General features: G+C 41.5%; 28 protein-coding genes. 8 read left to right on the plus strand and 20 right to left on the minus strand.

Features of this window, described 5'->3' with window-relative positions:
* Window positions 1-167: 167 nt before the first annotated feature.
* Both IDJ75_RS09875 and IDJ75_RS09880 read right to left on the minus strand, forming a co-directional pair.
* Complete coding sequence (locus IDJ75_RS09875) at window positions 168-335, minus strand: hypothetical protein (RefSeq protein ID WP_191175458.1); 168 nt, start codon at window positions 333-335, stop codon at window positions 168-170.
* Between the two features lie 93 nt (window positions 336-428).
* Window positions 429-1,352: a hypothetical protein gene (locus tag IDJ75_RS09880; RefSeq protein ID WP_191175459.1), complete on the minus strand. Its 924-nt coding sequence runs from the start codon at window positions 1,350-1,352 to the stop codon at window positions 429-431.
* Between the two features lie 262 nt (window positions 1,353-1,614).
* Here IDJ75_RS09880 and IDJ75_RS09885 point away from each other — a divergent pair, with 262 nt between their 5' ends.
* Window positions 1,615-3,162, plus strand: coding sequence for a glycoside hydrolase family 10 protein (locus tag IDJ75_RS09885; RefSeq protein ID WP_191175460.1), 1,548 nt, complete (start codon window positions 1,615-1,617; stop codon window positions 3,160-3,162).
* A gap of 3 nt (window positions 3,163-3,165) precedes the next feature.
* Here the strand turns inward: IDJ75_RS09885 and IDJ75_RS09890 are convergent, their stop codons facing one another.
* The 14 genes from IDJ75_RS09890 to IDJ75_RS09955 form a co-directional block, all read right to left on the minus strand.
* Window positions 3,166-3,957 (minus strand): DUF1835 domain-containing protein, encoded by a 792-nt coding sequence (locus IDJ75_RS09890; protein ID WP_191175461.1) that lies wholly within the window; start codon window positions 3,955-3,957, stop codon window positions 3,166-3,168.
* An 82-nt stretch (window positions 3,958-4,039) separates the two neighbouring features.
* The gene (locus tag IDJ75_RS09895; protein ID WP_191175462.1) at window positions 4,040-4,246 is read right to left on the minus strand and encodes a hypothetical protein; all 207 of its coding nucleotides are present in this window, start codon (window positions 4,244-4,246) and stop codon (window positions 4,040-4,042) included.
* An 11-nt stretch (window positions 4,247-4,257) separates the two neighbouring features.
* Window positions 4,258-4,860 (minus strand): hypothetical protein, encoded by a 603-nt coding sequence (locus IDJ75_RS09900; RefSeq protein ID WP_191175463.1) that lies wholly within the window; start codon window positions 4,858-4,860, stop codon window positions 4,258-4,260.
* A 100-nt stretch (window positions 4,861-4,960) separates the two neighbouring features.
* Complete coding sequence (locus IDJ75_RS09905; RefSeq protein WP_191175464.1) at window positions 4,961-5,557, minus strand: DUF6624 domain-containing protein; 597 nt, start codon at window positions 5,555-5,557, stop codon at window positions 4,961-4,963.
* 326 nt (window positions 5,558-5,883) lie between these two features.
* Complete coding sequence (locus tag IDJ75_RS09910) at window positions 5,884-6,867, minus strand: pyruvate dehydrogenase complex E1 component subunit beta (protein ID WP_191175465.1); 984 nt, start codon at window positions 6,865-6,867, stop codon at window positions 5,884-5,886.
* Window positions 6,868-6,966: 99 nt separating this feature from the next.
* A complete protein-coding gene (locus tag IDJ75_RS09915) occupies window positions 6,967-7,671 on the minus strand; it encodes a peptidoglycan DD-metalloendopeptidase family protein (RefSeq protein ID WP_191175466.1) in 705 nt (234 codons plus the stop codon).
* A 6-nt stretch (window positions 7,672-7,677) separates the two neighbouring features.
* Complete coding sequence (rbfA, locus tag IDJ75_RS09920; protein WP_067059927.1) at window positions 7,678-8,055, minus strand: 30S ribosome-binding factor RbfA; 378 nt, start codon at window positions 8,053-8,055, stop codon at window positions 7,678-7,680.
* Between the two features lie 136 nt (window positions 8,056-8,191).
* Complete coding sequence (locus IDJ75_RS09925; RefSeq protein ID WP_191175467.1) at window positions 8,192-9,223, minus strand: alpha/beta hydrolase family protein; 1,032 nt, start codon at window positions 9,221-9,223, stop codon at window positions 8,192-8,194.
* 56 nt (window positions 9,224-9,279) lie between these two features.
* Window positions 9,280-10,506 (minus strand): FtsX-like permease family protein, encoded by a 1,227-nt coding sequence (locus IDJ75_RS09930; RefSeq protein ID WP_191175468.1) that lies wholly within the window; start codon window positions 10,504-10,506, stop codon window positions 9,280-9,282.
* A 7-nt stretch (window positions 10,507-10,513) separates the two neighbouring features.
* Complete coding sequence (locus IDJ75_RS09935) at window positions 10,514-11,149, minus strand: MBL fold metallo-hydrolase (protein ID WP_191175469.1); 636 nt, start codon at window positions 11,147-11,149, stop codon at window positions 10,514-10,516.
* A gap of 151 nt (window positions 11,150-11,300) precedes the next feature.
* Window positions 11,301-11,900, minus strand: coding sequence for a gliding motility lipoprotein GldD (gene gldD / locus IDJ75_RS09940; protein ID WP_191175470.1), 600 nt, complete (start codon window positions 11,898-11,900; stop codon window positions 11,301-11,303).
* Window positions 11,873-12,673 carry a shikimate dehydrogenase family protein gene (locus IDJ75_RS09945; RefSeq protein WP_191175471.1) on the minus strand — a complete coding sequence of 267 codons (801 nt, stop codon included), beginning with the start codon at window positions 12,671-12,673 and terminating at the stop codon, window positions 11,873-11,875. Before IDJ75_RS09945 ends, gldD begins: the two co-directional genes overlap by 28 nt.
* A 445-nt stretch (window positions 12,674-13,118) precedes the next feature.
* Window positions 13,119-15,953: an ATP-binding protein gene (locus tag IDJ75_RS09950; protein WP_191175472.1), complete on the minus strand. Its 2,835-nt coding sequence runs from the start codon at window positions 15,951-15,953 to the stop codon at window positions 13,119-13,121.
* Between the two features lie 126 nt (window positions 15,954-16,079).
* Window positions 16,080-16,727 (minus strand): class I SAM-dependent methyltransferase, encoded by a 648-nt coding sequence (locus tag IDJ75_RS09955; RefSeq protein ID WP_224746552.1) that lies wholly within the window; start codon window positions 16,725-16,727, stop codon window positions 16,080-16,082.
* Between the two features lie 178 nt (window positions 16,728-16,905).
* Here IDJ75_RS09955 and IDJ75_RS09960 point away from each other — a divergent pair, with 178 nt between their 5' ends.
* Genes IDJ75_RS09960 through IDJ75_RS09970 form a run of 3 tightly spaced genes read left to right on the plus strand, consistent with a single transcriptional unit; the run spans window position 16,906 to window position 19,868 of the window.
* On the plus strand, window positions 16,906-18,102 hold the full coding sequence (locus IDJ75_RS09960; protein ID WP_191175473.1) for a glycosyltransferase: 1,197 nt from the start codon (window positions 16,906-16,908) through the stop codon (window positions 18,100-18,102).
* 55 nt (window positions 18,103-18,157) lie between these two features.
* Entirely contained in the window at window positions 18,158-19,378 is a 1,221-nt protein-coding gene (locus IDJ75_RS09965; RefSeq protein ID WP_191175474.1) for a sensor histidine kinase, read from the plus strand.
* The gene (locus IDJ75_RS09970) at window positions 19,356-19,868 is read left to right on the plus strand and encodes a DinB family protein (protein WP_191175475.1); all 513 of its coding nucleotides are present in this window, start codon (window positions 19,356-19,358) and stop codon (window positions 19,866-19,868) included. Before IDJ75_RS09965 ends, IDJ75_RS09970 begins: the two co-directional genes overlap by 23 nt.
* A 60-nt stretch (window positions 19,869-19,928) precedes the next feature.
* Here the strand turns inward: IDJ75_RS09970 and IDJ75_RS09975 are convergent, their stop codons facing one another.
* Both IDJ75_RS09975 and IDJ75_RS09980 read right to left on the minus strand, forming a co-directional pair.
* Window positions 19,929-20,624 (minus strand): hypothetical protein, encoded by a 696-nt coding sequence (locus IDJ75_RS09975; protein WP_191175476.1) that lies wholly within the window; start codon window positions 20,622-20,624, stop codon window positions 19,929-19,931.
* 100 nt (window positions 20,625-20,724) lie between these two features.
* The gene (locus tag IDJ75_RS09980) at window positions 20,725-21,087 is read right to left on the minus strand and encodes a DUF6249 domain-containing protein (RefSeq protein ID WP_317173754.1); all 363 of its coding nucleotides are present in this window, start codon (window positions 21,085-21,087) and stop codon (window positions 20,725-20,727) included.
* A gap of 252 nt (window positions 21,088-21,339) precedes the next feature.
* Here IDJ75_RS09980 and IDJ75_RS09985 point away from each other — a divergent pair, with 252 nt between their 5' ends.
* The 3 genes from IDJ75_RS09985 to IDJ75_RS09995 all read left to right on the plus strand — a co-directional run bounded on the left by IDJ75_RS09985 (window position 21,340) and on the right by IDJ75_RS09995 (window position 23,601).
* Window positions 21,340-21,921: an RNA polymerase sigma factor gene (locus IDJ75_RS09985; RefSeq protein ID WP_191175478.1), complete on the plus strand. Its 582-nt coding sequence runs from the start codon at window positions 21,340-21,342 to the stop codon at window positions 21,919-21,921.
* On the plus strand, window positions 21,918-22,415 hold the full coding sequence (locus IDJ75_RS09990) for an anti-sigma factor (protein WP_191175479.1): 498 nt from the start codon (window positions 21,918-21,920) through the stop codon (window positions 22,413-22,415). Before IDJ75_RS09985 ends, IDJ75_RS09990 begins: the two co-directional genes overlap by 4 nt.
* 328 nt (window positions 22,416-22,743) lie before the next feature.
* The gene (locus IDJ75_RS09995) at window positions 22,744-23,601 is read left to right on the plus strand and encodes a DUF2911 domain-containing protein (protein ID WP_224746553.1); all 858 of its coding nucleotides are present in this window, start codon (window positions 22,744-22,746) and stop codon (window positions 23,599-23,601) included.
* 96 nt (window positions 23,602-23,697) lie between these two features.
* On the opposite strand, the gene IDJ75_RS10000 is transcribed toward IDJ75_RS09995, so the two are convergent.
* Together IDJ75_RS10000 and IDJ75_RS10005 are read right to left on the minus strand one after the other, a co-directional pair.
* Window positions 23,698-25,383, minus strand: coding sequence for a S41 family peptidase (locus IDJ75_RS10000; RefSeq protein WP_317173755.1), 1,686 nt, complete (start codon window positions 25,381-25,383; stop codon window positions 23,698-23,700).
* Between the two features lie 117 nt (window positions 25,384-25,500).
* Window positions 25,501-25,716, minus strand: coding sequence for a hypothetical protein (locus IDJ75_RS10005; RefSeq protein ID WP_191175480.1), 216 nt, complete (start codon window positions 25,714-25,716; stop codon window positions 25,501-25,503).
* 125 nt (window positions 25,717-25,841) lie between these two features.
* On the opposite strand from IDJ75_RS10005, the gene IDJ75_RS10010 reads away from it, so the two are divergent.
* Window positions 25,842-26,429 (plus strand): porin family protein, encoded by a 588-nt coding sequence (locus IDJ75_RS10010; protein WP_191175481.1) that lies wholly within the window; start codon window positions 25,842-25,844, stop codon window positions 26,427-26,429.

Here is a 26,429-nt window from a genome sequence, read left to right on the forward strand (position 1 = left end):
TTGTGCGCGTAGCAATCTCTTCAGATCGATAACACTCATGCTAAGTGTACTACTATAATTAACCGGCCCGCTCAATTGCCGCGGGATGGCTGTTAGTTTTTCGTGGTTGTTTGTTTTTTAAAGGTACTGGGCTTCGCTGTATGTCTTGATACAAAGTAACCAAAAAATCAAGTCAGTAAAAAGGTTTGTTTGCCACACATAGCCTTTGCACTGCAAACCGCGTAACCCCCCGGGCTGGAATCTTTTGCCCTGTTACGCTTGCCCGCTACTTCTGCAAAAGTTCCTATGCCCCTGCCATGCACCAGGCCACCACTGTTTTGCCCGCTTTCGTCCAAAGCTGTTTTGCTGACCCGGGGCTGTGCAGGGAGGAAAAGAAACAAAAAAGCCCCCCGACACATCGGGAGGCTTTAAATATCTGTTGGGGCTTGTTATTTAAGGGTTATACTGGTTTTGCCCATAGTATATCCATCGGCATATAATAGCACAGTGTAGGTGCCTTTTTGGAATGGAGCAGGGTTTATCCAGTCGATCGTATAACCGCTGCCATCGTCCCTAAAATCAATTGATGTTTTGTAAGTGTATTGCAGGTCCTGGCTATCGGCATTGAATGTGCCCGAGTCTGTTTGGGTAATCAGGTTTCCGGTTGGGTCAATAATACGTACATATACATCATGCAGGCCTTTTTCGGCAACGGCATTGGTGGCAACCGTAAAGTTTATCTTTATCTTTTGAGCCTGCTTAGCCTTGGTAACGTCGCTTTCTTTTCCGCTGTTTTTTACTTTATAAGCAACCACATTGGCTGTAGCTACTTTAATGGCCGATGCTACCTTCACCTTGGTGTCCAGTTCCTGGTTCTTTTGTTCCAAATCTGTAGCTTTTTGGCTAACAGTGGCCAGGTTGTTTTTTAAAGTATCGCGTTCGGTAGCCAGTGTGGTGTTCTGTTTTTTAAGCTCCTCAATATCGGCGGTGTATTTGGTAACAAAATACCTTAGTTGTTTAATATCCTCCTGCGCTTTGCCCAGTTCGGCAACGGTAAGCTTACCTTTGGCCAGCTCGCTTCTAAGTACGCGTATTTTTAAGCGTAACGAATCATTTTTGGCTTGCATAGCTGCCGACATTTTTGCACGGCCTGCATTTACCTGTTCTATTTGTGCTTCAAGGCTGTCCAGTTCAGTTTGTAACCTTGTTTTTTCGTCGTTCTGGTAAACTACCTTTATGTCCGATTTGTTCTTTTGTGTGTAGAGGTAAACATCGGTACCCAATAATGCAACCACAACAGCTATTAAAAAGTAAATTACATTCGAATTTTTTTTGGGTTGCTGCGGTTGGTTATCTGTTGGTTGGTATTCCATAGTAATTATTTAAAGGTTATGATAATTTAACGGGTTGCTAACCTATTAAGGCTATCTTTCTTTTTTTAATATCTAAATAAATATAGGCAAAAAACTAACATAACGTAGTAAAAAGCCCGTTGTTTGCACTTATAATGGTGCAGGCTAAAATAAGTACAATATGATTAAAACACAAAATAGGCGTAATTATTATACTAATACTAAAACTGCTTAGTTGTGAGTTTATATCTTTGAGGCTTTAAAAAAACAAAATATTCGCTTAATGCAATTATACAGATACCTGCTTACTACACTTTGCTTTTCAATTATATTTTCCCTGTCTATAGCCCAAACAGTTGCACCAGAAGAGGTTACGCCAACACAGCCTAAACGAGAGTTTAGGGGCGTTTGGATTGCAACCGTAGTAAACCTTGACTGGCCAACCAATACAAGGGCAACTGCCGAAAATCAAAAAAAAGAACTTGCAGAAGAGTTAAACATTCATCAGCAAAACGGTATCAATGCTATCATGTTTCAGGTTAGGCCTGCCGCAGATGCGCTTTACGCCAAAAGCCGCGAACCATGGTCAAAATATTTAACCGGTAAACAAGGGCAGTACCCGGGTTACGATCCGCTTGAATTTGCTACTACCGAAGCCCACAAACGCGGCATGGAACTGCATGCCTGGTTTAACCCTTACCGCGCTACTTTTGATAATAAATTTTGGACGCTGGCGCCAGAGCATATTACCCGTACCAAACCCGAGTGGTTTTTTATTTACGATGGTATAAAGCTTTTTAACCCGGGCTTGCCCGAGGTGCGTGAGTATATTGTACAAGTGATACTGGATGTGGTAAAAAATTACGATGTTGACGGCATACACATGGACGACTACTTTTATCCATACCCGGTTAGGGGCCAGGTAATACAGGATGCCGATACTTATGCTAAATACGGGCAGGATTTTGATAATATAAAAGACTGGCGACGCGATAACGTTGATAAGCTGGTACATATGCTGGCTGATAGTATTCATAAATATAAGCCTAATATGAAGTTCGGCATCAGCCCGTTTGGCATATGGGCCAACAAAAGCCAGCATCCCGATGGCTCGGCCACAAACGGGGGATCATCATATATTGAGAACTTTGCCGATACCCGCAAATGGATGCAGGAGGGCTGGATAGATTATATTAATCCGCAGATATACTGGCACATTGGTAATCGCGCCGCATCATTTGATACCTTGTTAAATTGGTGGAGCAATAATACCTACAACAGGCATTTATATATTGGCCAGGCACCCTATCGTTTTTATGAACTACGCAGCCCGGCTTTTAAAAACCCATCAGAGATACCAAACCAGATACGCATGATACGTGCTAACCCGCGTGTGCAGGGCAGCGTATTCTTCAGGTCGCAATCGCTTATAGGGAATGCCAACCATTTGGCAGATAGCCTGAGGAAAGATTTTTACCGTTACCCGGCGTTGCCGCCGCAAATGCTTTGGCTTGATTCTATCCCCCCAAATGCGCCACAAAATTTTATAGCACATACCGAAAACAAAGGTGTAATGCTTAAATGGCAGGCCCCATTACCGGCAAGCGATAACGAACCGGTTTATGGCTATGTGATATACCGTTTCCAGGAGAATGAGAAATTTGATTTGGGCGACCCTAAGAACATACTGCACATACAATACGATACCACGGCCTTTTATATGGATAGCAATGTGAAACCGGGCCAAACTTATTTTTACGTAATAACCGCTATAGACAGGCTAAAGAATGAAAGCGAACGCTCACCTACTATGGCAATAACTGTTCAATAAAGCTTATACATTAATAAGCCCGCGGGCAGCGAGTTTATCCAGGTAGGTATTGATCTCGCTATCGCCCATGCCATAAATTTTATCTGCGCTCCAAAAGGCAGCGTATATTTCAGGCTTGGTTTTGGTGCCATTTATATATATATCAAGCAATGTTTGCTCAATATAATTTAAACCATCTGTATTGCTATGCAGCCGCTTTAAATGCGCTTGCATAGCAGGTTTAAGGCAGTGCATATTACCCCAGAAGGCTGTAGTGTTTATCCACTCCTGCAGCTTAGCCGCATCGCCGGCAACATAAAGGTCCCAGGCTTCAGTGGCCAATTCAAAATCGTATTCGCCAAGCTGTACACGGATGTTATCGTATAGGCCTTCCAGTTGCTCATTATCCAATTGACCCATGCCGCGAAAATCAGAAACATCTGACACTTCTGTTGGGCATATCAGGTATACCGAAGGGCCGGACAGGTTGGTTTTTTGCGAAAGCAACATCATTACGCCCAGCAGGTTTACCTGGCAATGCAGGTCAAATTCAAACCAAAGGTTTATCTCTTCATACGGCTGGCTAAATTTCTCCAGTTGCGTTACAATATTATCGTGGTAGTGTTCGGGGGTATCATCAAAGGTTTTGCAAATAAAATCCGATCGCTGTTGCCAAAAGGCCGCAGCCTCAATGTTTTCAGACACGGGGCCTTCTGATAATACCTCGCGCCAAACCAGTACATCGCCATTAATGCCTGTTTGTTCAAAAACGTTTAAAGTGGCACCGCCATTAAGTACGTGGAGTATCGGGCTCATAGGATATGTTTTATACAGAACGTATAGCCACAACTAAAGTGTGGCGTTTTAGCTTTTAAAACTTGCGGCAGATAAACACCTGTTAAACCGATGCCTTTTCCTGCTTTTTTGTGTAGATGAAGATCAAAGCAATACCGATAGCAAACATTACCACCGATATAGATGCTAATACAATGCGCCAGGTTTCATGCTGGTCTATCCCTTTTATGATGCTATTAATGCCTATTATTATCATCCCAATAAATATGAATAGCGAAGGCAGTAGTTTTTGACGTGGTGTTTTTTCCATATCCTAAGTTATTAAATATATGGTTTATATGCATACTTTCTTCCTTTAATTCTTCCACCGCCACATTCACCATTTTCAGAAATATGGAAACCGCATTGTGCAATATTTTCATTGAATGCCAAATCGATTTTTTTATTTAACGTATGAAAATGTAAATTACCGTATTGGCACACGCTGCCTATGAAAGTAAATTCAGGGTTGCTAAAATGTACATAGTTTACAATACTATTGCCCCTTACCAACCAGTATAAGTGCTTTATAAATTCAGATACCCTGGTTGATGGCACATTTATTCCTCCAATGAAATGCCCATCCAGCTTGTTTTCCTTAAAGTATATTATTCCTTGCGTTATTGGTTTATACTCATTATCCTGATATACCCAAGGTGTCTTTGTATCTCCCAAAAAGTTTAACTCTTTACAACACAAAGTTTCGACTAAACTTTGTGTTGCTTTTGCTAAATTATTACCCAGGCCTATATCAGACTTATGCTCAACATATAAAACATAACCAGCGTAAACTTCCGGGAAATGAAATATATTTCTTTGTTCACTTGCTGTTGGAAAATCAGGATACTTTTCCAGAAACTTCTTTCGGCCTATTTTGGTCAACATTCTTAGCTGTTTCTCTATTCTTTAAAAGCACTATGCTCATATCATTAATTACTGTCTTTTACATTTGATTACACCACAACAATAAAGTTACACCTTTAAATTAATTAGCCGCGTTGGTATCGGCTATATATTGTTTAAGCGATATCATGCCTAAGGCCTTACGGCGAGCCTCCACATGCGCGGCATCTTTAATAGGTAAAGGTGCCCACTTCTTAGTTTTAGGATCATAGATGCCTTGTGTACCGTATAATTGCTTTTGGTTAAGATTGGTTAGTACACGGTCGGTAAGGTAGGCATAGTTTTCTCCCGAAGCGTTTTTGCGATCAACCTCTTTTTTCATCAGCAGTAAAACCTTTTGCTGAAAAGCCACATTATCATCGCAATGCTGCACAATTGCCCAAAACTTACTGCTGCCGCTTTGGCCAACCAGCGAATAACCAGGGAAGCCATATTTGTTTAAGATCCGCTTAGCTTCGGCTTCGTTTGTACTATCAGCTATACTCCAGTTTTTATCAACAGTTTCCCTGTCATATTCGGATTTTTGGTGATTATATAACTTAGCCGATTCGATGCGCCATTTTTGATCCTCCTTAAACATAGCGCTAAGTTTTTTATATAAAACCGAATCTGTTTTAACCTGGCCAAATGCGATAACATAACCACTCACTAATAGTAAAATAAGGAATGTCTTTTTCATAACTAAATCTTTAGGTAAAGATATAGTTTGTATTGATAAATCAAAAAATGTTTTATCCTGAGCATGGCGAAGAATCTATTCGCGAATTTGCTAGATGTTTCAATTCGTTACCTATAACGTATATATGTGGGTTGTTATGGTGAGCCTGTAGAACCATAGCGGGTAAGGCCTTTTCCGCGCACCCTTCGACAAGCTAAGGATGACACTTTCCTTATGTCACTTCTCCTTTAAAGTCCCGCCGGAGTTTTATAACTCGGCAGGACAAACGGAAACAAAAAAGCCTCCCAATGAAAGTTTGGGAGGCTTTTAATATTAGGGCGTTACGATTATTTGGTAACGTACATTACTTCTTTAACCGCTTTAACCACACGCTCGGGGTTTGGCAGGTATTCTTGTATTAAAGTTGGTGCGTAAGGCAACGGAACGTCACCGCCCATGATACGCAGGATAGGAGCATCCAGGTAATCAAACGCGTCTTTCTGTACTTTAAACGCAACCTCAGTAGCTATTGAACCTAAAGGCCAGCTTTCTTCAACAATTACCAAACGGTTTGTTTTTTTAACCGAGTTAATTACGGTTTCGTAATCAATAGGGCGAACGGTACGTAAGTCAATAACCTCTGCGTGGATGCCTTCTTTTTCAAGTTCGGCAGCAGCAGCGTTAACTACTTTCATTATTTTACCGAAACCAACTAAGGTAACATCGCTGCCCTCTTTAGTTACTTTTGCTTTACCTATTTCAATGTAATATGTTTCTTCAGGCACTTCACCTTTATCACCATACATCAATTCGGATTCCATGAATATAACCGGGTCCGGATCAAGTATAGCTGATTTTAAAAGGCCTTTTGCATCGTATGGGTTTGATGGTACAACCACCTTTAAGCCCGGGCAGTTTGCATACCAGTTTTCAAAACACTGGCTGTGCTGTGAGCTAAGCATACCCGCGTTACCTGTTGGGCCGCGGAATACAATTGGCACTGAGAACTGGCCACCGCTCATTGACATGATCTTGGCTGCACCGTTGATGATCTGATCGATAGCTACCAACGAGAAGTTGAATGTCATGAACTCGATAATCGGTTTTAACCCGTTCATTGCCGAACCTATACCGATACCAGCGAAGCCCAATTCAGATATAGGCGTATCGATGACACGTTTAGCGCCGAACTCGTCAAGCATACCCTGGCTTACTTTATAAGCACCGTTATACTCGGCAACTTCTTCGCCCATTAGGTATATATTCTCATCCTTGCGCATTTCTTCCTGCATGGCTTCCCTTAGCGCTTCCCTGAATTGTATTTCTCTCATTATTTTATTTAAATGAAGTTTTTAGCGATGGCAAATATAAGCACTAATGTGTAAAATGCAATCGGCTGTATTATATAATAAAGTGGTTACAAATAAGCCTTAGTTATTGCGGGCATCAGCAAATTGTAAAATAAGTTCCGGGTCGGGAATATTTTGCAAATATTGCTCCATTTGCGAATACCTGCCAACGCCCGGGTAATCGCCATTGGCATCACCTATATCCAGCATTAGTTGAAAATGCAGGTGCGGCGGCCAGTGCCCGTTCTCGGCGGCATTCCCTAAACCGGCTATCTGTTGATTTATGCCGATAGATTGGCCAACCTGTAACCCATTAAGATCTTTCCGGCTTAGATGGCCATATAAACTATATAAAACCAAGCCATCTAAATCATGCTGCAGGATGATCGTTGGCCCATAATCGCCAAAGTTATCGTTATCAGCAAAACTATGTACGGTTCCAACTAAAGGAGCATACACCGGTGTACCGGCATCGCCCCATATATCAATACCTAAATGCAGGCGGCGGGGTTCATCATCCGTATCAAATAAGGTGCTACGGGTATAGATGGTGCGGTGTTCCATATAGCCGCCAACGCCGTAGCGGCAATTATTATCGGCCAGTGTTTTGGTTATCCACTGGCTAAAAGCTTCGGTATCGGCAACCAGGGCTTCGGTTAGCTGGGTATTGGCCGCGGTGAGATCAAGCGGGTAAAGGCGGTCTGTATGAGCATCAAAGTCCACCACTTTGCCAATGGCACCGGGGTGGACTTTAATATATGCTGCCAGTTTTTCGGTAGCGTTCATTTCCGTTTAGTTCTCTTCTGTATCGGGCTGGCGCGGCTCGTGGCTTATCTTATCAAATATCTTTTCCATACGTTCCACATATTCGCTGGTATCGTCCACAAAAAACTCCAGCTGGGGTATAATCCTTACCTGGTCTTTAATGCGGGCGCCCAGTTTGTAGCGGATCTCTGAAGCATGTGATTTGATAACCTGAAGTGCCTGCTGGTTATCTGTATTGTTAAAAAAACTTAGGAACACACGGGCAATAGCCAGATCGGGTGTTACCCGCACCTTGGTAATGGTAACCAGTGTATGCGGAAGATAATTCATCCCCTCGCGTTGAAATATTGCGGCCAGGTCTTCCTGTATTACCCCGGCAAATTTTTGCTGACGTTTAGATTCCATAGTATGTTAGTAACGCTGCTTAGGCGAATGAGTTTTCAATTTATTCTGCGAAGGTAAAGGTTAAAGCTAAGGAATTGAAAATAGCTTACAAAATAGTGTTTGTAAATATGTTGTGTTAGAAGCAGCTATAAGTTGTTTAGTGGGCTTTTATCCAATCAAAAGCAAACTGATGTACTTCATCGCTCCGGTCGGTTCTTACTTCTTTACCATCTTTTACAGTATTTTCCTGAAACCCGTGATTACTATTAGGGTAAACTTTATAGGTGAGGTTTGTTTTCCCTTTTCGCAAAAATTCAAGTTTGGCATAATCCATATCAATAATGGTTTGGTTATTGTCTTTCCCCCCGGCAATATATAAGATAGGTATTTTTAATTTAAGCATGTTCTCCAGCGGGGTAGCTTCAGAGAAACTGCTCCATTTTAAAAAGGTTGCGCCAAACCATCTCTTGTCGGTAGCTTTTGGGTTTGCATAGATCTTTCCATATACATTGTATAACGAGTCTACAATTTGTTGGCTTTGCTCTGCTGTAATTTCGTTCCGGTCTGCACCCAGCCGGGCGTTTATAATAAAATCATAAAGTTGATTGAGCGAGTTCCCAACAAAACATACCACATGGGTAACTTTCTTATTAAGCACAGCTACAGCTGGTGCAACCTGCGAGCCTTCAGAATATCCCATAACAATAATATTTTTAGTATCAACCGGGATGTTTTTAACCAGGTAATCAATAGCCTTTGAAGCTGCCCCCGCCCGCCATTGCAAACTATAAAGGCTGTCATAAACATCATTATCAGGATAAAAAGGTTTACCCGCCTGGTATCTAAGGCTGTCGCTAAAAGGTGTGCCAGGCTTGCTGATCAATACGATGGAATAATCTTTCGCGAACCGGCCGATATCAAAAGCTATTGACGTATTGTAGTTGCCGTTATTTTTACGGTAAAATAGTGGATAATTCCCCGAACCATCAATATAGATCAATAATGGCTTTTTCTCTTTTCTATTTGTTTTGGTTACATGAATAACTACAGTGCCTAAGTGCTTATCTGTAAGGGTATCATGGTCAAAAAATTTATCCCATGGGCTTTGCGCGTAAGAGTGAAAACTACTCAGTATAAGACCCAATGCGATGATGAATTTGAAGTATTGGTTTTGGGTTGTAAAATTCATGGTATGAAATTAATTGTTTAACTCAACAGACACCCCCTATCTCAAAAACGTGACATCTACAGATCCGCTTTTATTTCATCCAGCCGTTTTACGCTCAGGTTAGAGCTTATACCCGATGCTATTACCGCTATTATAATAACGGTGAAGAATACCAACCCTATATCGCTTACTTTTAAAGCTACCGGGTAAGCATCCAGTACTGATAATGACGAGCCCATTTTAATAATGTGAAACTGCATCTGCACTAAACATACAATAAGGCCAAGTATAAGCCCGCCTATACAACCTATAACAGATATCATCATCCCCTCGAAAAAGAAGATGCGCCTTATAAGGCCTTTATTGGCGCCCAGGCTGGTTAATATTGCAATGTCTTTGCGCTTATCTAACACCAGCATCGTTAACGAGCCAATGATGTTAAAAATGGCAATAATCAATACAAAAGTTAGGATCATAAAAATCGACCAGCGCTCGTAATTAATGGTTTTATAAAGGCCGGTGTTTTGTTCCTTACGGTTTTTCACCGTAAAATCTTTGCCTATCTTTTCTTCTATGCGCTTTTCTATGGCATCCACATCGGTGCCTTTTTTGTAGATGATCTCTAATGATGATACCTGGTTGGGTTCATCAAGTAAGTCGCGGGTAAATTCAATCGGTGTGATGATGATGTCATCAAAATCCTGCTGAATCCCGAATACCCCTGAAGGCAATATGGAGCGGAACGTGAAATCATTCATTGGATTAGTGGAGTTCCCTGCCGACCGCTTTGGCGAAAAGATCTGCAAATAAGTAAATTGATTTTTTAAGCTCACGTCCAGGGCGACTTGCACCGTAGCACCAATAACAGCAAAGTTTTGACCTTTATCTTTTAAGGTAAACGAGCCAGACTGTATAGTACTATCTAAAGTACGGCCTTTAAAAAAACCATCGCTTACGCCTTTTACGGTGCTTATAAATTGCCTGTCGGCGTATTTGATCAGGGCCTTCTCCTGCAATACCTGGGTGTATGACACTACCCTTACATCGCGGCCAAGGCCGGCAAGGTATGGTGTGTTTGGGTCGAACGTTTTACCCAAACGGGGTTCTATTTTCAACTCAGGCGTAAAATTGCTGTATAACTTCAGGATAACTTTCTCCAGCCCGTTAAATACCGATAGAATGATGATAAGCGCTGCGCTACCAACCAGCACCCCCATCATTGATATGCCCGATATGACATTGATAACGTGGGTCTGTTTTTTTGAGAACAGGTACCTTTTGGCTATATAGATGGAAGTATTCAAATGCTTATTATAAATATGGGTTGGTTTGTTTCTCGTAGCCTATGGTTGTTTCGGGGCCATGGCCGGGATAAACCGTACAATCATCGGGCAGTAAAAAAAGCTTCTCTTCAATATTTTTGATCAGCGTACTATAATTACCACCGGGCAAATCGGTACGGCCAATACTGTTTCTGAACAATACATCGCCACCTATCAGTATGTTTGCTGCCTTATCATAAAAACACAAATGCGCGGGTGAATGGCCGGGTGCAAATATTAATTGCAACTCGGTATTGCCAAACTTAACGGTGCCGGTTTCGGGCAGGTAAGTATCAGGCAGTGGAGATGGGTCGTACCTGAAGCCCATTGATGGTGCATAGGCTACAACCGCCGCCAGTACCTCCGATTCGCCTTCATGAAACTGCGGTTTTAGTCCATATTGGTCGAAAATGAACTTATTTCCCAGCACATGGTCAATATGGCAATGGGTGTTTAACAACAGTGCCGGTTTTAAATTATTATCCTTAATAAAAGCCACCACTGCGTTTTGCTCGGCAGCGGTGTACATGCCGGGATCGATGATAACGCATTCGCCGGTTTCGTCAAATAACAGATAGGTGTTTTCCTGGTAGGGATTATTTACAAAGGATTGAACGGTAGCCATGGTTGCAAAAGTAGGTTATTAGCAGGGCATAGCAAATAAACAATATGTCATTTCGAAACGATAGTGAGAAATCCTGTCAATTGACAGGTGGCGAACTTTGCATAATTAACAAGATTTCTCCTCGTACCTCGTTCGAAATGACAACCGGGGGTTATTTCCACTTGAAACTTTTGATCATCACATCCACATCCTTCTTAATAAAATTAAGGACGGGCTGTATCGAATCCAACCGTGGCTCGGAATTAAAGTACAATGCGCCGCGCAGGTAATGTTTGGTACTATCAGTCAAAAAAAATTGCGCCGATGACGCGGCGTTCCCGTCAATAGTATAATATATGCCGTAAACCTTGCGGTCGGGGTAGGCAATTATACCTTCATCAATGGAGGTTGCCTTTACGGTATGCTTAAAGCTTAGTTTATGCGCATCCTCTACCAGTTCATTAAATTCTTTTTTTGACTTGATTTGCTCATAACTTAAATGCAGCGTGGCATTAAACTGGGGGAACTGTATATTTTGCCAGCAAGGTTTGGCATTGGCAGCCCTGTCGGCTTCAACTTTGCTGTACTTTGGATAATCAAACGTAAAGGGGCAGCCTTCGTTATAGGCCTGGTAATCTTTTTTAGGGAAGACGATACGGTAATACCCCCGCGGCTTTGGCGAATAATCGGCATTGCCACCGCAGGCGGCAAGGAGTAAAGCAGCTATTATCAGTACAAAATATCTCACGGGTGCTTTTCTTTTGAGTTCCATATCTCCCAGGCCTTTTCTGCCTGCAATACTAACATTTCGTATCCGTTTTTTGTAACTGCGCCCTTTTCTGCACCTTTTTTCAAAAATAGTGTTTCTTCGGGGTTATAGATCAGATCAAACATCAGGTGTTCATCGTTTATGGCTTCATACGGTATTGGCGGGCATTCGTCAACATTAGGGTAAGTGCCCACGGGCGTAGTGTTGATGATGAGTTTATTATCCCTGATATCTTTTGGCTTAAGGTCGCTAAAAAGGATGTTCCCTTCGGCGGGTTTGCGGGTTATGCACTTGTAGGTAATGCCTTTATTATCAAGCACACACTTAACGGCCCTTGCCGCGCCTCCATCGCCTAATATAAGAGCTGTATCATGTTGGGTTTTTAACAACGGTGATAACGACATGTCAAAACCATAAATATCGGTGTTATAACCTTCCAGCCTAAAATCGTGCCCTTTTATACCAAGCTCACCCGAGAAAGCGGCCTGCACCGGGCTTTCTGATGTAATGCGGATACAGTTAACCGCGCCGGCGCCTTTTGCGTCGTGCTCAATCCAGTCAAGCTGTTTTAAAACTTTTACTTTATGCGGGATGGTAACATTTAAACCACACAAGTTGGGGTTTTCGTGAAGGAGTTTTGAAAGGTCTGCAATATTTTCCAGCGGATATAATTCGTAAGTGCAATCCGTTATATTTTCTTTTTCAAATTTCTCTGTGAAATACCTTTTAGAGAATGAGTGCGAAAGCGGGAACCCAATTAGGCCATAATGTTTCATTGCCGGCAATTTTAAGACGGATGCGGCTTTTTTATAGCCACTATCCGCCGTAATATTAGCAACAAACTACCATGTTTTATAATTTAATTGCAGATGTAGGGTAATTTAGTTACAGATTTTTTAACCTATAAAAATAACGCAGGCAACCATGGCATTGATAGCGCCTTAGCTTTAACCAGGGTAAAAATATTTTTACAATGGATCCGCGCTTTACACGTTCGCAACCACTCCGGCCGCAACGCGGGCACGATACTTTTTGTTTAGCCGTTGCATCAATTTGGGGCTTAGCCTTTTGCTCGTTAAATATAAGTTCCATTTCATTAAGGGTTTCCCCAAAAGTGGGGTGTTTAAGTTAAACAAAACTGCCACTCATATTAACAAAACTGCCATTTAAGCGCATAAAACCGCCATTTTTTAATAAAAGTTAAATTCCGGTTGCTTTATACTATAAAAGTTCGTTTACATCGCGCCCGTAGTGCTCTTTAAAAAGCTTGCTGAAATAGGTGGGTGTTTCAAAGCCGGCCATATATGAAATTTCGGCAATTGTGCGGTATCTGCCACTCTCAATAGCCTCCCGCGCCACCTGCAGGCGTATAATGCGGATATATTTATTAGGTGTTAAACCGGTAATGCCTTTAATACGGCGAAACAACTGCCGCTCGCTGATGGCCATTTCATCGCTTACCAGCAACAAGTTGATAGTGGTTTTGCCAATATATCTCCTTATAGTTTTTTCCAGATCGTTTAACCAGGCCAAGTCGGCCGGCGATGGTTGTACGGCTTTTTGCTTTACTACCGTTTCAACGGTTATTTGCCCCTCGGTTTCATTATCATCATCATAAAACCTGCCCGAGGCATTCTTTAATAAGTTATTGGCCCGGGCCAGTAATTCTGCACTTACAAAGGGTTTGGTAAGATAGTCATCAACCCCTATGCTTAATGCATGCAGCTTGTTCCGGCTATCTGCCAGTGCGGTAAGCATTATTACGGGGATGTGGCAATAAGCCGACTGCTCTTTTAATTTGCCAAGCAGGGCAAACCCATCCATTTCGGGCATCATTACATCTGATATGATCAGATCGGGCAGCACATCTGCCGATTGCAAAACTTCCAGCGCTTTAACACCATTATTGGCAGTTTTTATCCTGTAATACGGCGAAAGTATAGAGGCAATATATTTCACCATCTCATAGTGGTCTTCAACTAATAAAATAAGCTTATTGCCTGCTGTTGCATTGGCGGGCTGTATTTGTACATTATCATCATCTTGTAAAGTAACCAGGCTGTTTTGTACTGTAACCGGTACTAATGGAATATAAGCCTTAAATGTAGCACCTTCTCCATAGGTGTTTTCAACTTCAACGCGGCCGCCCATCAATTCTGTAAATTCTTTGGCAATTGATAGGCCAATGCCGGTGCCGCCTTCGGCATTTATATGGTTTTGGTTGCCCTGGTAATAGCGGTCAAATATTTGAGAAAGGTCTTGCGGGTGTATCCCGGGGCCATTATCCTGCACGCTAAAGCAAATCATGTCGTCATCTATTCCTGCTATAATATTTACCGATTGTGTTGCCGGGGTAAATTTGATGGCATTGCTGATAAAGTTATTGGCTACCCGTTCAAACTTATCCCGATCTAACGATACATACAGCTGCTCATCAATTTTACAGATCAGTGTATAGGCGATATCCTTGTATTCGGCAGCCGAGGCAAAACCTTGGTAAATAAGTTTTATGAACGATGCCAGCTGCACGGGTTGCTGTTTTACGGCCAATGTGCCAGATTCTATCTTGCCGAGGTCAAGCAGTTCGTTAACCATATTGAGCAACTTTTTACTGTTACGGGCTATGGTTTGCAGGTTGTCTTTTTCGGGACCTGTGGCAGTGCTGTGGTTAAGCAACTGCTGTGTGGGGCCAATTATTAAAGTTAACGGTGTTTTTAACTCATGGCTTATATTGGCAAAGAACTTTGACTTCATCGCGTCCATTTTGGCAAGTTGTTTATGCTCAAGTGCTAAGGCAGCAGCCTCTTTTTTCTTTTTGTAAACAAACCAGCGGTATATGGCGATGATAGCAATTAATATAAAAATGGCTATAATGATAGTAAAGTTGCGTTGCTGTTGCAGTAAGCTATTACGGTTTGCAGCTTGTAATAACTGTTTATCATTCAGGTATTTTTTATCAAGCTCGGCGGCAGCCCGTGTTTGTTCGGCGGTGAGGATGGTATCATTTAATTGATTTTCTCTTACGGCAAAATTAAAGGCCTGCTTATAATCCTTTAACCCTTCATAAGCTACGCTTAACTTATTATAAATATTGCGTTGCAGGGTAGAGTTGCTGTTTACACCCAATTGTATTGCAAGCGCCCTTTGTCCATATGCAACAGCCTTACTATAATTTTTATGGTCGATGCTCAGTGTCATCAACTCGTTTAGGTTATGTTTGGCAAGCGAGGGGTAGTTGTTTTTAAGAGCAACCGCCAACGAAATGTTTAACACATCTTCCGCCTTGTCATAACGGCCCTGCATCTCATACAAACGGCCCAGGTTGCCCATATAATTAACCTTTTTAAATGCCGATAGCTTTTGCAAATAAGGCCCGCTCAATACCTGCTCCAGGTAAAAAACAGCTTTAGCAACGTCTTTTGGTGGTATAGTGCCGTGCTTTACCGGGTTAGAATATACATTGGAGAGCATGCTGGCTGCAGCGATGTATAGCGAAGTATCTTTTATAGCCTGTGCCTCATTCACGGCTTGTAAGGCAATGGGCAATGCGCTGTTACGGTCGCGCAGAGGGCGATACAGGTCGGCTATACAGATGCGGCATTCTATCCGCAGTTTTCGCCAGCCATGTTTATCAGTTAACTTTAAAACATCAAATGCCTCTTTAAGTGCAGCCTCGTTTTTCCCGCTGCGGCTTAGCATATAGGCTATCATCATACGCGATTTTGCGTATGTAGAAGAGTCGCTTTCGGGGCTGCTGTTTGCAACCGCGCGGCGTGCGTATTCAAGGGCTGTAACCTCTTCACCAACCTGGTAGTATTTAAATGAGGTAAGGTAAAGCACCTGAGCTTCAAAAACCTTATTGTTTTGCTGCCGAGCTAGAGTTAAAAGCGAATCACTATATCGCCTGGCCGAATCGATATTATTAAATTGCGTTATTTTTTTGAGATGTGGTTGATCATACTGCTTTTGGGCGCAGGCAACATTCCAGGCCAGTGTACATAAAGCGATGCTTAAAACCGATCTTTTTAAAAGGCAATAGTATTTAACCAGGGGCATAATACCCGCTAAATTAATTAATTACCAATTATTTGTTAAGCTAATAGGGTTAAAATTTTTCCTATTAAAACAAAAAGGCTATATCTACCCTGGTAAATACAGCCTTTTGTTTGTATTGTGTATTCGTTATTTAATACATTCAAACTTTACAACCAGTTCCCATCGTTTTGGGTTTTCAACCAGTTTAAACAAAGGGTCGGCCGAGTCATTATACTCGCAGCGGCGGATATTTGTAAAACCGGCGTCGCGTAATTCTTTTTCTGTCGATTCCCAGTCCCAAAGCCAAAGGTGTTCCAGGTAGCCAAACAAATGTTTTGTAACCGCTTTAAAGCTGCGCGGCCGTACTTCAACCCCCATCATCATTCTTTTTATTAAGGTGATAGATGCTTCCGGGTCGTGCTTTATATCTTTATCGGTAATATAATCGCGTACCAGTACTTCAAGATCCGGCATTATCATCCTGAATATACCACCGGGTTTTAACATCTTATAGGTATTACGCAACGCTATTCTGAAATGCTCAAGCGACATGTGCTCCAATACGTGCGAGCAGTAAACCCCGTCGGCAGTATTGTCTTTTATGCCTGGTAGCCCTTTGGTAATATCGCCATATTGCACATTCTTATCAAATACCTGCCCAAGGCTTTTTTTAAGCAGAAACCCAACAACAGGTGTTTTTTGAATAACAAGTGTTGGCGATACATCAAAATTCTTCCATTCCGCAGGGGCTGTTTGGCCGCAACCATAATGAACGTACAGTTTATTATCAGACATTTTATAAAAGGGTTTTAATAAAAAAGGTAGTTTTACTTACCGTTTTAAAGGTAATTTATTTTGATGAATATTTAAACGCGTTAAAAGTATATAATTCAGCACAAATAGCTCTTTTACCTATACAATGTTTAGTATAAATGTGTTTTATTATTAGTTTAGCAATTAAATAACACCCTGCATGTTAAATAACCGTAATATATTATGCATTAGCGGTACCGAGTGGAACGGTAATTATATAAAAGCGGTAGTTGAGCTGATGAAAGTGCTGTCAGCCCAAAACAATATCCTTTTTGTAGAAAATGCCTACACCTACAAAGATGCTATTGCCGGTGTAAGCGATAAGGATAAAATAGATTTTGCAAGGGCCTTTGGCCTTAAAAGCCGGTTACGCACCATTGCTACCGACAATGGGGGGACAGTAAACATTCTTTTCCCTCCGCTGGTTTTTCCGGTTAATTTTTTACCAAATGGGGCGCTTTATAAAAGCCTGCTTACCTTTAATGCATGGCTGCTGCGCCGAAGTGTGAAAAAAGCTTTGAAAAAGTTGAATATGCAAACCGGGCTGATCAATTTCACATCGTTTAACCCCGGCATGGGTTTAATGACTGGCCGTACCTTTAACGAGAAAACCCTGATATATCATTGTTATGATGAGATAAAAGGTGCACCTTATTGGTTAAGCAAACACGGCCTGCGCCTTGAGGCCGGTTTTATGAAAATGGTTGATGCAGTTATTGTTACCTCGCAAGGGTTATATGATAGCAAAAAAGATTTTTGTAAACAGTGTTTTATAGTAAAGAACGCAGTAAAAGTTGACCTTTTTAAAAAAGGATTTAATCAAAGCCCCAACCCCGGCAAAAAGGTGGTTGGCTATGTGGGTACGGTTGATGATCGCAGCGATTATGATTTGCTGCACCATCTGTTCACTAATATGCCCGATGCCGAATTTGTATTTGTAGGCCGTATATTAAGTGAACGCGCAAAGGATATATTAAGTAGATACCCCAACGTAAAAATAGAAGGGCCCAAAATGCCCGAGCAACTTCCCCCTTACCTGCAAACTTTTTCGGTGGGGATAATACCATTTGTAAAGGATGATTTTACGAAAGGCATTTATCCCATGAAAATAAACGAGTACCTGGCGGCGGGGTTGCCTGTGGTAAGTACGGCTTTTGGCGACATTGCTGATTTTGCCGGCCTCATTAAAATAACCGACGATAAAGAAACGTTTTTGCAATACGTTTTATCTGAAATGGCGGGCGATACGCCCGAAAAACGTACTGCACGTTTAAAAACTGCCGAAAATAATACCTGGGATAAACGTGCTGAAGAACTATCAAATGTAATAGAACAGGTAGAAAAAGGCTTGAAATGATCTGGATTGCCAGGCACGGGTTCTAAAAAAAATCCCGTTATTTGATGTATCTGTTATGAACCCGTACCAACAAAAACGCCGCTGGAAATATTTTTTGCTTGCCTTTGCCGTAGTTATAGCCAGCGGATCGTTGTTTTACACCAGCTATTTGGTTAGGAAGATCTCGGTATCTGAACGTACCCGGGCCCAGGTTTGGGCCTTAAGTATGAAACAACTGGTAAACACTTACGATAATGATTTTTTGAGTTATGTAATTGCAGTAAGAGACAGCCTGGTAGTGCCCGCTATAATAACAAATTCGAAAGGCGAGATTGTCAATTGGCGCGGGCTCGATGCTACTAAAACAAATAATAACCTTGATAAGGCCGAACTGAAGCAACGTAAACTGCAATATGACCCTGGGTACTTTAATGACGAGCTTGCTTATATGAAAAAACAGCATGCGCCAATAAAGTTTATTATGTTGAATGAACCGCAGTTTGTTTACTATAAAGACTCGGCCTTGCTTACCCAGCTAAAGATGTTCCCTTACATCCAGCTTTCAGTTATCGCTATATTTTTAATGGTGGCTTATACCGCTTTCAGTTCATCGCGCAAATCTGAGCAGAACCAGGTTTGGGTGGGCCTGGCCAAAGAGACAGCTCACCAGTTAGGTACCCCAATATCATCATTAATGGCCTGGATAGAGCTGATAAAAGATAAGTTTAATGCAGAAGACGACCCGCTAATGGCCGAAATGGAGAATGATGTTAAGCGGCTGGAAATAGTGGCCGATCGTTTCTCAAAAATTGGCTCGAAACCGAAATTGGAAGAGCATATGGTATATGAAGTGGTAAAAGAGTTTGTAGACTATTTTAAAGTGCGGGTAAGTAATAAAATAACTTTCGAAATGACGGGCAACCGCCGTTTAACTGCAGGGTTAAACATCCCTCTGTTTGATTGGGTGCTTGAAAACCTCTTAAAAAATGCCGTTAATGCTATCGATGAAACGGGAGTTATTAAAGTACAGATACACGGCAGTAAGCAAAAAAAGCAAATATTTATTGATATTACTGATACCGGGAAAGGCATCCCGCGCTCAAAATTTGACACTGTGTTTCAGCCGGGATACACCACCAGGCAACGTGGCTGGGGGTTAGGCCTTTCGCTTACCAAACGTATGGTAGAGAATTACCATAACGGGCAAATTTTTGTAAAAGATAGTGAGATAGGCAAAGGAACAACCTTTAGGATTGTATTAAAAACCATAAGATATGATAAACAAGCCAAAGTTTGATGATTACGCGCCTTATGCTGCCGGTTATGTAAATTTAGTACCGGATGGCGCAGATGTATTGCAGGTGTTAGCCGATAACCAGGTATCAACATATAAATTATTTCATGGCCTAACTGAAGAACAAGCCATGCATGCGTATGCTGAAGGTAAATGGACGCTAAAGGAAGTGCTTGGGCACATGATAGATACCGAACGGGTGTTCTCATTCCGCGCATTTGTATTCTCTCGCGAGGATATATCATTGCCCGGCTTTGACCAGGATACCTACGTAAACAGTACCGATTTTAACAGCCGCAGCATACAAAGCCTTGCCGATGAATTTAAGGCAGTACGTGAGGCTACCTTATTTTTGTACCGGTCATTCAGCCCGGGGCAACTGGCCTGCAGCGGCGTGGCCAGTGGCGCGCTGGTTAAAGTTGCCGCCCTGGTGTATATTACTGCCGGGCATGAGCTTTATCATCTCAATATTATAAAGGAACGATACCTATAAAACAAAACGGCCTGCCAAGATATCTTGGCAGGCCGTTTTGTTTTATACTCGTTAGTTAGGTTAGTTATCCCATCTAACCCTTTTGGTTTGATCAGGAACAGACTCGTCGGCCGCAATTTTAACATAAGCGGTAAACTCTGCTTCTACCGGTTTGTTGTTATACATACTCGGGATCCATTCAATAGCAAACTTATCGTTTGATAGCTTAACATTTTGTTTTGCTGATTTCTTGCCATCAACCATGAATATTACGCTATATGTCGCTTTGCCATCGGTGCCAATGTGTGCAGTTATTTCAGCATCTTTCCCCCAATTGTTGCTGTCGCTAAATCCATATATATTATTTGCCAATAATTGTAAATAATAATCAACAGAGCATATAGGCAAAGGGGCCGAAGCGCCATTTTTTATCTTGTTATCGTCACTCAAAACATTAACAGATACATTCTTCAGCGTGTTGGCATCAACAAAAGCAAGTTTCTTCTGGTCATAATTATAACGCATGGCCAGTTTAAAATCTTTATTAAAAAAATTCCAGGTACCTGCCCGCTGGTCATCTTTGTAAATACCCTGTAACCATAAACCATCGTTACTCAGGTTTTTAACGGCATAGATACCTTCTTTCTCATTGTTTCTGGCATCTACATTATAAACTGCCAGAGAAACGTTATCTATTTTTGTTTTCTTTTCTGTGGTTTGAGCATTCGCTGAAAAGCCTGCTGCCATTAGCAACATTAAAAATATTTTATTTTTCATGATAATTAGATTTAGTATAAAGATAATATGTTTTTTTAATATTATTACAAATAAAAAAGGAGCCTTGAGGGCTCCCTGTAAAATTGTATCCGGCTGATTATTAGGCTTCTTTTTTATGTCCGTTATCATAAAGTTCTTTCTTTTCGATACGGTATGAAAGCACCAGGCCAAGGCCACCAAATATGGCTATTAAACCAAAGTATATAGCTTCATTCTCATCGCGGGTGCTTTCAAAAACGGTGCGGTCAAGCAAGTAAGCTAAAAATAAACCTAAGCCTGCTCCAATTAGTAACAACCCCCATTTAAGGTTTTGGTAAGGTGCGGGTTGTGCTTTATAGCTGCGTGGGTCCATGCCACGTTCTATCATTGCCATACGTTCGCGATTGCGGATATAAAAGATTCCGAAGATCATTGCGAAAAGCCCCAGTGAAATTGAGATTGGGATTAAAAATTCTGCGTCCATGATAATATAAGTTTAAATAAATTAATAATTTTTGTTTGCTAAGCCACCATAATGGTGTATTTGTAAGCTATGACCACACGTTTTTTAATCAGGTTACACCCAGATGTAAATATTTTAGATTTATGGATGGCGATTTAGATATCGCATTTATAGTATTATATGTATTAATGCTTAAATTTATTCGGTAAGCCCAGTAATCGTAAATGAGGTGTAACCTAACTACAAATGGTGTAGTCAGAGAGGTTGTATAATATGCAAAGCAAGCTTTCAGATATTGAGTTGATAGAACAAACCCTTGGGGGCAACCAATCGGCCTACGCCGACCTGGTGAAGCGCCACCAACGGTTTGTATTTACACTGGCTTTACGCTTTGCAAAGGGGCGAGAGGATGCTGAAGAGATTGCCCAGGATTGCTTTATAAAGGCCTACCGTTCATTAAGCTCTTTTCAGCAGCAATCAAAATTTAGTACGTGGCTGTATAGTATTGTTTATACCACTGCCATGACATTTTTGCGTAAGAGAAGGCTGGATACCTCCTCTATTGATGACGACGAAAGCTACATACAGATAGAAAACAAACCCAGCGGCTACGATGAATATAACGTTGAGAATAAATCGCGATCGTATTATATAAACCAGGCTATAGAACAACTATTGCCTGATGATGCTACTATTATTACCATGTTTTATAAAGGCGAACAATCCCTTGAAGAAATTGCGCAGGTAATGGGGATAGAAGCCAATACCGTTAAGGTAAAACTATTTAGGGCGCGACAGCGTTTAAAAGAACGGCTGGAGCGTAATTTAAAACACGAAGTTAACGAACTGATATGAACAGTATAGAAGAAAAACTTTGGGACTACATTGATGGTAACTGCCCGCCTGATGAGCATAAGGCCATTGCCATGCTCATTGAACAGGACGAAGTATATCGTAAAAAGTACAATGAGTTGTTACAGCTTAACAATGAGTTTGCTGCTATGGAGCTTGATGAACCATCGATGGCATTTAGCTACAATGTAATGGAAACCATCCGTGCCGAAAAAGCAAAGCAACCCCTAAAGGCCGCTGTTGATAAGCGTATTATATTGGGGATAGCATCGTTTTTTGTGCTTACCCTTTCTGCGTTAGTTATTTATATGTTTAGTGCCGTTAACTGGTCGGCAGGCAATGGTGTTCAAATTCCTGAACAGTTAAACATGCAGATACCGCATGTAAATACATTTTTCACGGGCCCGGTTGTAAAAGCCTTCCTGTTTTTTGATTTGGTGATGGGGCTTTTCCTGCTTGATCATTATTTACGCCGTAAAACAGCTGCAAAAGAATAATAAATAAGACTTTTTGTATAAAAATGACCACAACCGACAGCTTGGCGGATATTTATGACATGTTAATTTAACATTAAATCGCCCTTCATTGCGTTATAACGACACATTTAAAACAAGCTTAAACATTTAACAATATTTGGTACAGTATTTGTATTAACCTATGCATACCGGCAAACTTGCCGGTTAATTGTGATAAGGTTTAGGTTGAAAGTCTCCCGACGCAAGGTTGGGAGGCTTTTATTTTTTTACGGCAATTGCATACCTCCCGCGTAAACCTTTTCACCAAAAATTCATCTTACAATTACTATCTTAGTGCTAAATTATACTAATGAAAAAAGTAATTATATATGCATTTACCATGCTATTGGCATGTGTAACTTTAAATACCTACGCACAGGAGCAGCAGCCCCGTATACCTGAGGCCAGCTCAACACAAACCATTATACAAGACTTTGGCCTGGGTAAAATAACCATTACCTACTCGCGCCCAAATGTTAAGGGGCGTAAAATATTTGGTGGTATAAACCCTTATGGCGAGGTTTGGCGTACGGGTGCAAATGCTGCCACCACTATCAATTTTAGCGAAAATGTATTAATTGAGGGTAATAAAGTGCCGGCCGGCACCTACTCTTTGTTTAGTATACCCGGGCAAAACACCTGGACTATTATACTAAACAAAACGGTTAAACAGTGGGGCGCCTATAGCTATAAAAAAGAAGACGACCTTTTACGTTTTACTGTAAAACCTATAACTGTTAAAGAGAAACGCGAAACCTTTACGATGGCTTTTGCCAACTCTACTACAAAAAATACCGATCTGTACATTATTTGGGACCACACCGCAGTGCCTATACACATGCAAACAGATGATGATGCACAGATAACCGCCAATATTGAAAAATTAATGCAAGGCGATATTAAAAAGCGCCCTTACTTTAATGCTATTCAGTATTATTATGAGAACGATAAAGATCTTAAAAAGGCCATGCAATGGGCATTAGAGGCCGAAAAACTTGAGCCTAACGGCCCATGGTATAAATTATGGAAAGCTCGTATCCAGCTAAAAATGGGAAACAAAGCTGCGGCTATTGCTACCGCCCAGCAGGGTGTAAAATTAGCTAAAGATAGTAACGACGAAGAGTATGTGCGCTTGAACGAAGCCGTTATTTCGCAAGCGAAAGATTAACAAAACCAACTATAAAATAAAGCTCAAAGAAAAAGCCTGTCCGAATAGGAACAGGCTTTTAATATTTTGTTCCCCTTTCAGGGGGGGGAGGAGGGGCTAATCGTCACTCTCATCTTTATCAGCCGCTTTTTTGCCGGCCATGGCCAGCATCGGCTTGCCAATGGTTTTATAATCGCCTACGCCTTTTAGTATAGATGCAAGCTGTGTTTTATCCTGCATAACTTTTACAGCCGCGGCAAGTTCCTTATCATATTTAAAGTTGGCTTCATAGCGGCCTTTTTCGTATTCATAACGGGATGCTATCTCATTTTCAACTACCTGCTTAATTTCATCCTTATGTAATTGCAGGTCGTTTTTTTTACTGCTGGCCATTTTGGCCTTTAGCGCATCGTATTCGGCCTGTATTTCGGCAAATTGCTTCTCTTTTGTAGCCTGTGTTTTTAAGCTGTTCAGCATTTTTTCTGATACGGTGCTGTAGGTATAGTTCTTGCCGTCTAAAAACTTTATAAAGTCGTCATAGTCCCCGTCCGTCAGCGCAAACGATTTTGGGTCGATAGGTTTTGGGTGCGTATTGCGGTATTTGGTAGCATAATCAAATATCAGCAATTTGCTTATCAGTGTTTGAGTGATGTTAGCAAAGCGTTCCTGCTTAATAAAAACATCCGGGTAAATACCGCTGCCATCATAAACCGAACGGCCATTTTTTGTTTTAAACTCATGTATGGCCGAATCTGCAACTTTTATAACACTGCCATCATCCTTTCGGTGGGTGTAATCAATCTCCTGCACGCAACGGCCCGACGGCACGTAATATTTGGCAACCGTAACCTTTACCAGGCTGTTATATGGCAAATTAAAGGTTTGTTGCACCAGCCCTTTACCATAACTACGCTGGCCTATTATAATGGCCCGGTCCAGGTCCTGCAGGGCACCTGCAACAATTTCTGATGCTGATGCCGAGCGGCTGTTCACCAGCACCACCAGCGGCAGGTTAGGCTCCATAGGTGTGCTAACTGTATTGTAAGTAAAGTTTTTCTCTTTTATTTTACCCCTTTGCGATACTACCTGCACATCCTTTTGCACAAACAGGTTCACAATTTTAACAGCCTCCTGCAAGATGCCACCGCCGTTTGATCGCAGATCAAGGATGATGCCGTTAGGGTTGTTTTTCTTAATAGCGGTTAAAGCAGCGGTAACTTCATCGGCCGAGTTTTCTAAAAATTTGTTCAGCTTGATATAACCCATGTTACCGGCCACCATGCCCGAGTAAACAACGTTGGGCTGCTTTATCTCGTCGCGTACCAGGTTTTTTACTACCGGGGCTTCGGCATCGCGTTTCATTAGTAATTTAATTGTCGCGCCTTTAGACCCCTTTAGAAGCTGGCTTACCTGGTCGTTGGTTTTGCCGGCAAGTTCAACATCGTTTATCTTCAACATCTGGTCGCCCTGGCGTATATCCGCCTTTTGCGCCGGGAAGTTGGTGAAAACATCAGATATATATATCTTATTATCGCGAACAAAAATACTGGCGCCTATACCACCGTATTGGGTACTTACGTAGTGCAGTTTGTAGTCTTCAATTTCCGATTCGGGGACAAATTCAGTATAAGGGTCTAAACCATCCAGCATGGCATCAACGCCGGTTTTTATCAGCTTGGCCGAGTTGATATCGTCAACATAGTTTATGTTAACCTCTTTATATACCGATGCAAATACATCCAGGTTTTTAGATATCTGGAAAAGATCGTCCTGAAAACTCCATACACTTATAGCTAATGCCAAAACTCCCGCATATAATGCCGGCTTTTTGCATTTGCTTATAACCCTTTTATCCATCATCCTTAACCTCCTGAAATATAAATATATAAAAGCCTAACGGCTTTTTATAATAAACTGTTTTTAAAGGCGGTTAGTATCTATGTTTACCAAAGCTTTTGTAAGGGTAAACACCACGTATTTACGGTCGCGGTTAACCAGGTCCATTAAGCGCGTTATCAGGCTTTCTTCCTGCCCTTCGGTGTATTGCAACTGCTCATCGGTAAGGTGGTTGTATTTTCTTTGCACCTTTATTTTTATACGCTCCCAGTCTTTATTACTGATAGTTATCTCTGCCATAAAATAAATTATTTAGGCAAAAATATAAAAAATACACCGCAGCGTACGTTTAATATGCTGCGGCGTATTAAACTTTTAAAAACAATACGCATCAAATCGTTTTTATAAACTAAAACCATACTACTATGAAAAAATGTTTGTTAAGCGTGGCCATACTATTTATGGCTGTAATAAGTGCCAAAGCGCAGTTTTCGCTGGGTGCCAAAGCGGGTATCAATTTTTCCAAGATCAACACCAACAACGTAAGCGAATCTACCATTACCGGTTACCAGGCCGGGTTGTTCGCACGTTTTGGCAGCAGCCTTTACCTGCAACCCGAGCTTTACCTGGGCAGCAGCGGCGGTAAATTTGATTTTAATAACAACGGCGGCACCGTAACCACCGAAGGTAAAGTTAGGTTCACCACTTTAAACGTGCCTTTATTAATAGGCAAGGGCTTTGGTGGCGATAACCTTAACTTTAGGGTAATGGCCGGGCCAATTTTTAGCTATGTGTTAGATAAAAACCAAAGCTTTAGCGACAACGTGAGCGGCGCATTTAATGATTTTGGCGATTACAAAAAAAGCACCCTGGGCTACCAGGTTGGTGGTGGCGTTGATATTGGCCACATTACTGCCGACCTGCGTTATGAGGGCGGCCTGACCAAAATAAACGAAAATTACGGCCAGCGCCAAAATATATGGGCGTTAAGCGTAGGCTTTAAATTCTTTTAA

Source organism: Mucilaginibacter rigui (assembly GCF_014773275.1).
Classification (GTDB): domain Bacteria; phylum Bacteroidota; class Bacteroidia; order Sphingobacteriales; family Sphingobacteriaceae; genus Mucilaginibacter; species Mucilaginibacter rigui_A.

What these genes read in the sequence shown, in the direction of transcription:
- IDJ75_RS09910 (WP_191175465.1), bottom strand. Translation starts at nt 6,867, where the DNA reads ATGAGAGAAATACAATTCAGGGAAGCGCTAAGGGAAGCCATGCAGGAA.
- IDJ75_RS09990 (WP_191175479.1), top strand. Translation starts at nt 21,918, where the DNA reads ATGAACAGTATAGAAGAAAAACTTTGGGACTACATTGATGGTAACTGC.
- IDJ75_RS09895 (WP_191175462.1), bottom strand. Translation starts at nt 4,246, where the DNA reads ATGGAAAAAACACCACGTCAAAAACTACTGCCTTCGCTATTCATATTT.
- IDJ75_RS10010 (WP_191175481.1), top strand. Translation starts at nt 25,842, where the DNA reads ATGAAAAAATGTTTGTTAAGCGTGGCCATACTATTTATGGCTGTAATA.
- IDJ75_RS09935 (WP_191175469.1), bottom strand. Translation starts at nt 11,149, where the DNA reads ATGGCTACCGTTCAATCCTTTGTAAATAATCCCTACCAGGAAAACACC.
- IDJ75_RS09945 (WP_191175471.1), bottom strand. Translation starts at nt 12,673, where the DNA reads ATGAAACATTATGGCCTAATTGGGTTCCCGCTTTCGCACTCATTCTCT.
- rbfA (WP_067059927.1), bottom strand. Translation starts at nt 8,055, where the DNA reads ATGGAATCTAAACGTCAGCAAAAATTTGCCGGGGTAATACAGGAAGAC.
- IDJ75_RS09955 (WP_224746552.1), bottom strand. Translation starts at nt 16,727, where the DNA reads ATGTCTGATAATAAACTGTACGTTCATTATGGTTGCGGCCAAACAGCC.
- IDJ75_RS09890 (WP_191175461.1), bottom strand. Translation starts at nt 3,957, where the DNA reads ATGAGCCCGATACTCCACGTACTTAATGGCGGTGCCACTTTAAACGTT.
- IDJ75_RS09885 (WP_191175460.1), top strand. Translation starts at nt 1,615, where the DNA reads ATGCAATTATACAGATACCTGCTTACTACACTTTGCTTTTCAATTATA.
- IDJ75_RS09900 (WP_191175463.1), bottom strand. Translation starts at nt 4,860, where the DNA reads ATGTTGACCAAAATAGGCCGAAAGAAGTTTCTGGAAAAGTATCCTGAT.
- IDJ75_RS09980 (WP_317173754.1), bottom strand. Translation starts at nt 21,087, where the DNA reads ATGGACGCAGAATTTTTAATCCCAATCTCAATTTCACTGGGGCTTTTC.
- IDJ75_RS09995 (WP_224746553.1), top strand. Translation starts at nt 22,744, where the DNA reads ATGAAAAAAGTAATTATATATGCATTTACCATGCTATTGGCATGTGTA.
- IDJ75_RS10005 (WP_191175480.1), bottom strand. Translation starts at nt 25,716, where the DNA reads ATGGCAGAGATAACTATCAGTAATAAAGACTGGGAGCGTATAAAAATA.
- IDJ75_RS09880 (WP_191175459.1), bottom strand. Translation starts at nt 1,352, where the DNA reads ATGGAATACCAACCAACAGATAACCAACCGCAGCAACCCAAAAAAAAT.
- IDJ75_RS09975 (WP_191175476.1), bottom strand. Translation starts at nt 20,624, where the DNA reads ATGAAAAATAAAATATTTTTAATGTTGCTAATGGCAGCAGGCTTTTCA.
- IDJ75_RS09905 (WP_191175464.1), bottom strand. Translation starts at nt 5,557, where the DNA reads ATGAAAAAGACATTCCTTATTTTACTATTAGTGAGTGGTTATGTTATC.
- gldD (WP_191175470.1), bottom strand. Translation starts at nt 11,900, where the DNA reads ATGGAACTCAAAAGAAAAGCACCCGTGAGATATTTTGTACTGATAATA.
- IDJ75_RS09970 (WP_191175475.1), top strand. Translation starts at nt 19,356, where the DNA reads ATGATAAACAAGCCAAAGTTTGATGATTACGCGCCTTATGCTGCCGGT.
- IDJ75_RS09950 (WP_191175472.1), bottom strand. Translation starts at nt 15,953, where the DNA reads ATGCCCCTGGTTAAATACTATTGCCTTTTAAAAAGATCGGTTTTAAGC.
- IDJ75_RS09915 (WP_191175466.1), bottom strand. Translation starts at nt 7,671, where the DNA reads ATGAACGCTACCGAAAAACTGGCAGCATATATTAAAGTCCACCCCGGT.
- IDJ75_RS09965 (WP_191175474.1), top strand. Translation starts at nt 18,158, where the DNA reads ATGAACCCGTACCAACAAAAACGCCGCTGGAAATATTTTTTGCTTGCC.
- IDJ75_RS09960 (WP_191175473.1), top strand. Translation starts at nt 16,906, where the DNA reads ATGTTAAATAACCGTAATATATTATGCATTAGCGGTACCGAGTGGAAC.
- IDJ75_RS09985 (WP_191175478.1), top strand. Translation starts at nt 21,340, where the DNA reads ATGCAAAGCAAGCTTTCAGATATTGAGTTGATAGAACAAACCCTTGGG.
- IDJ75_RS09925 (WP_191175467.1), bottom strand. Translation starts at nt 9,223, where the DNA reads ATGAATTTTACAACCCAAAACCAATACTTCAAATTCATCATCGCATTG.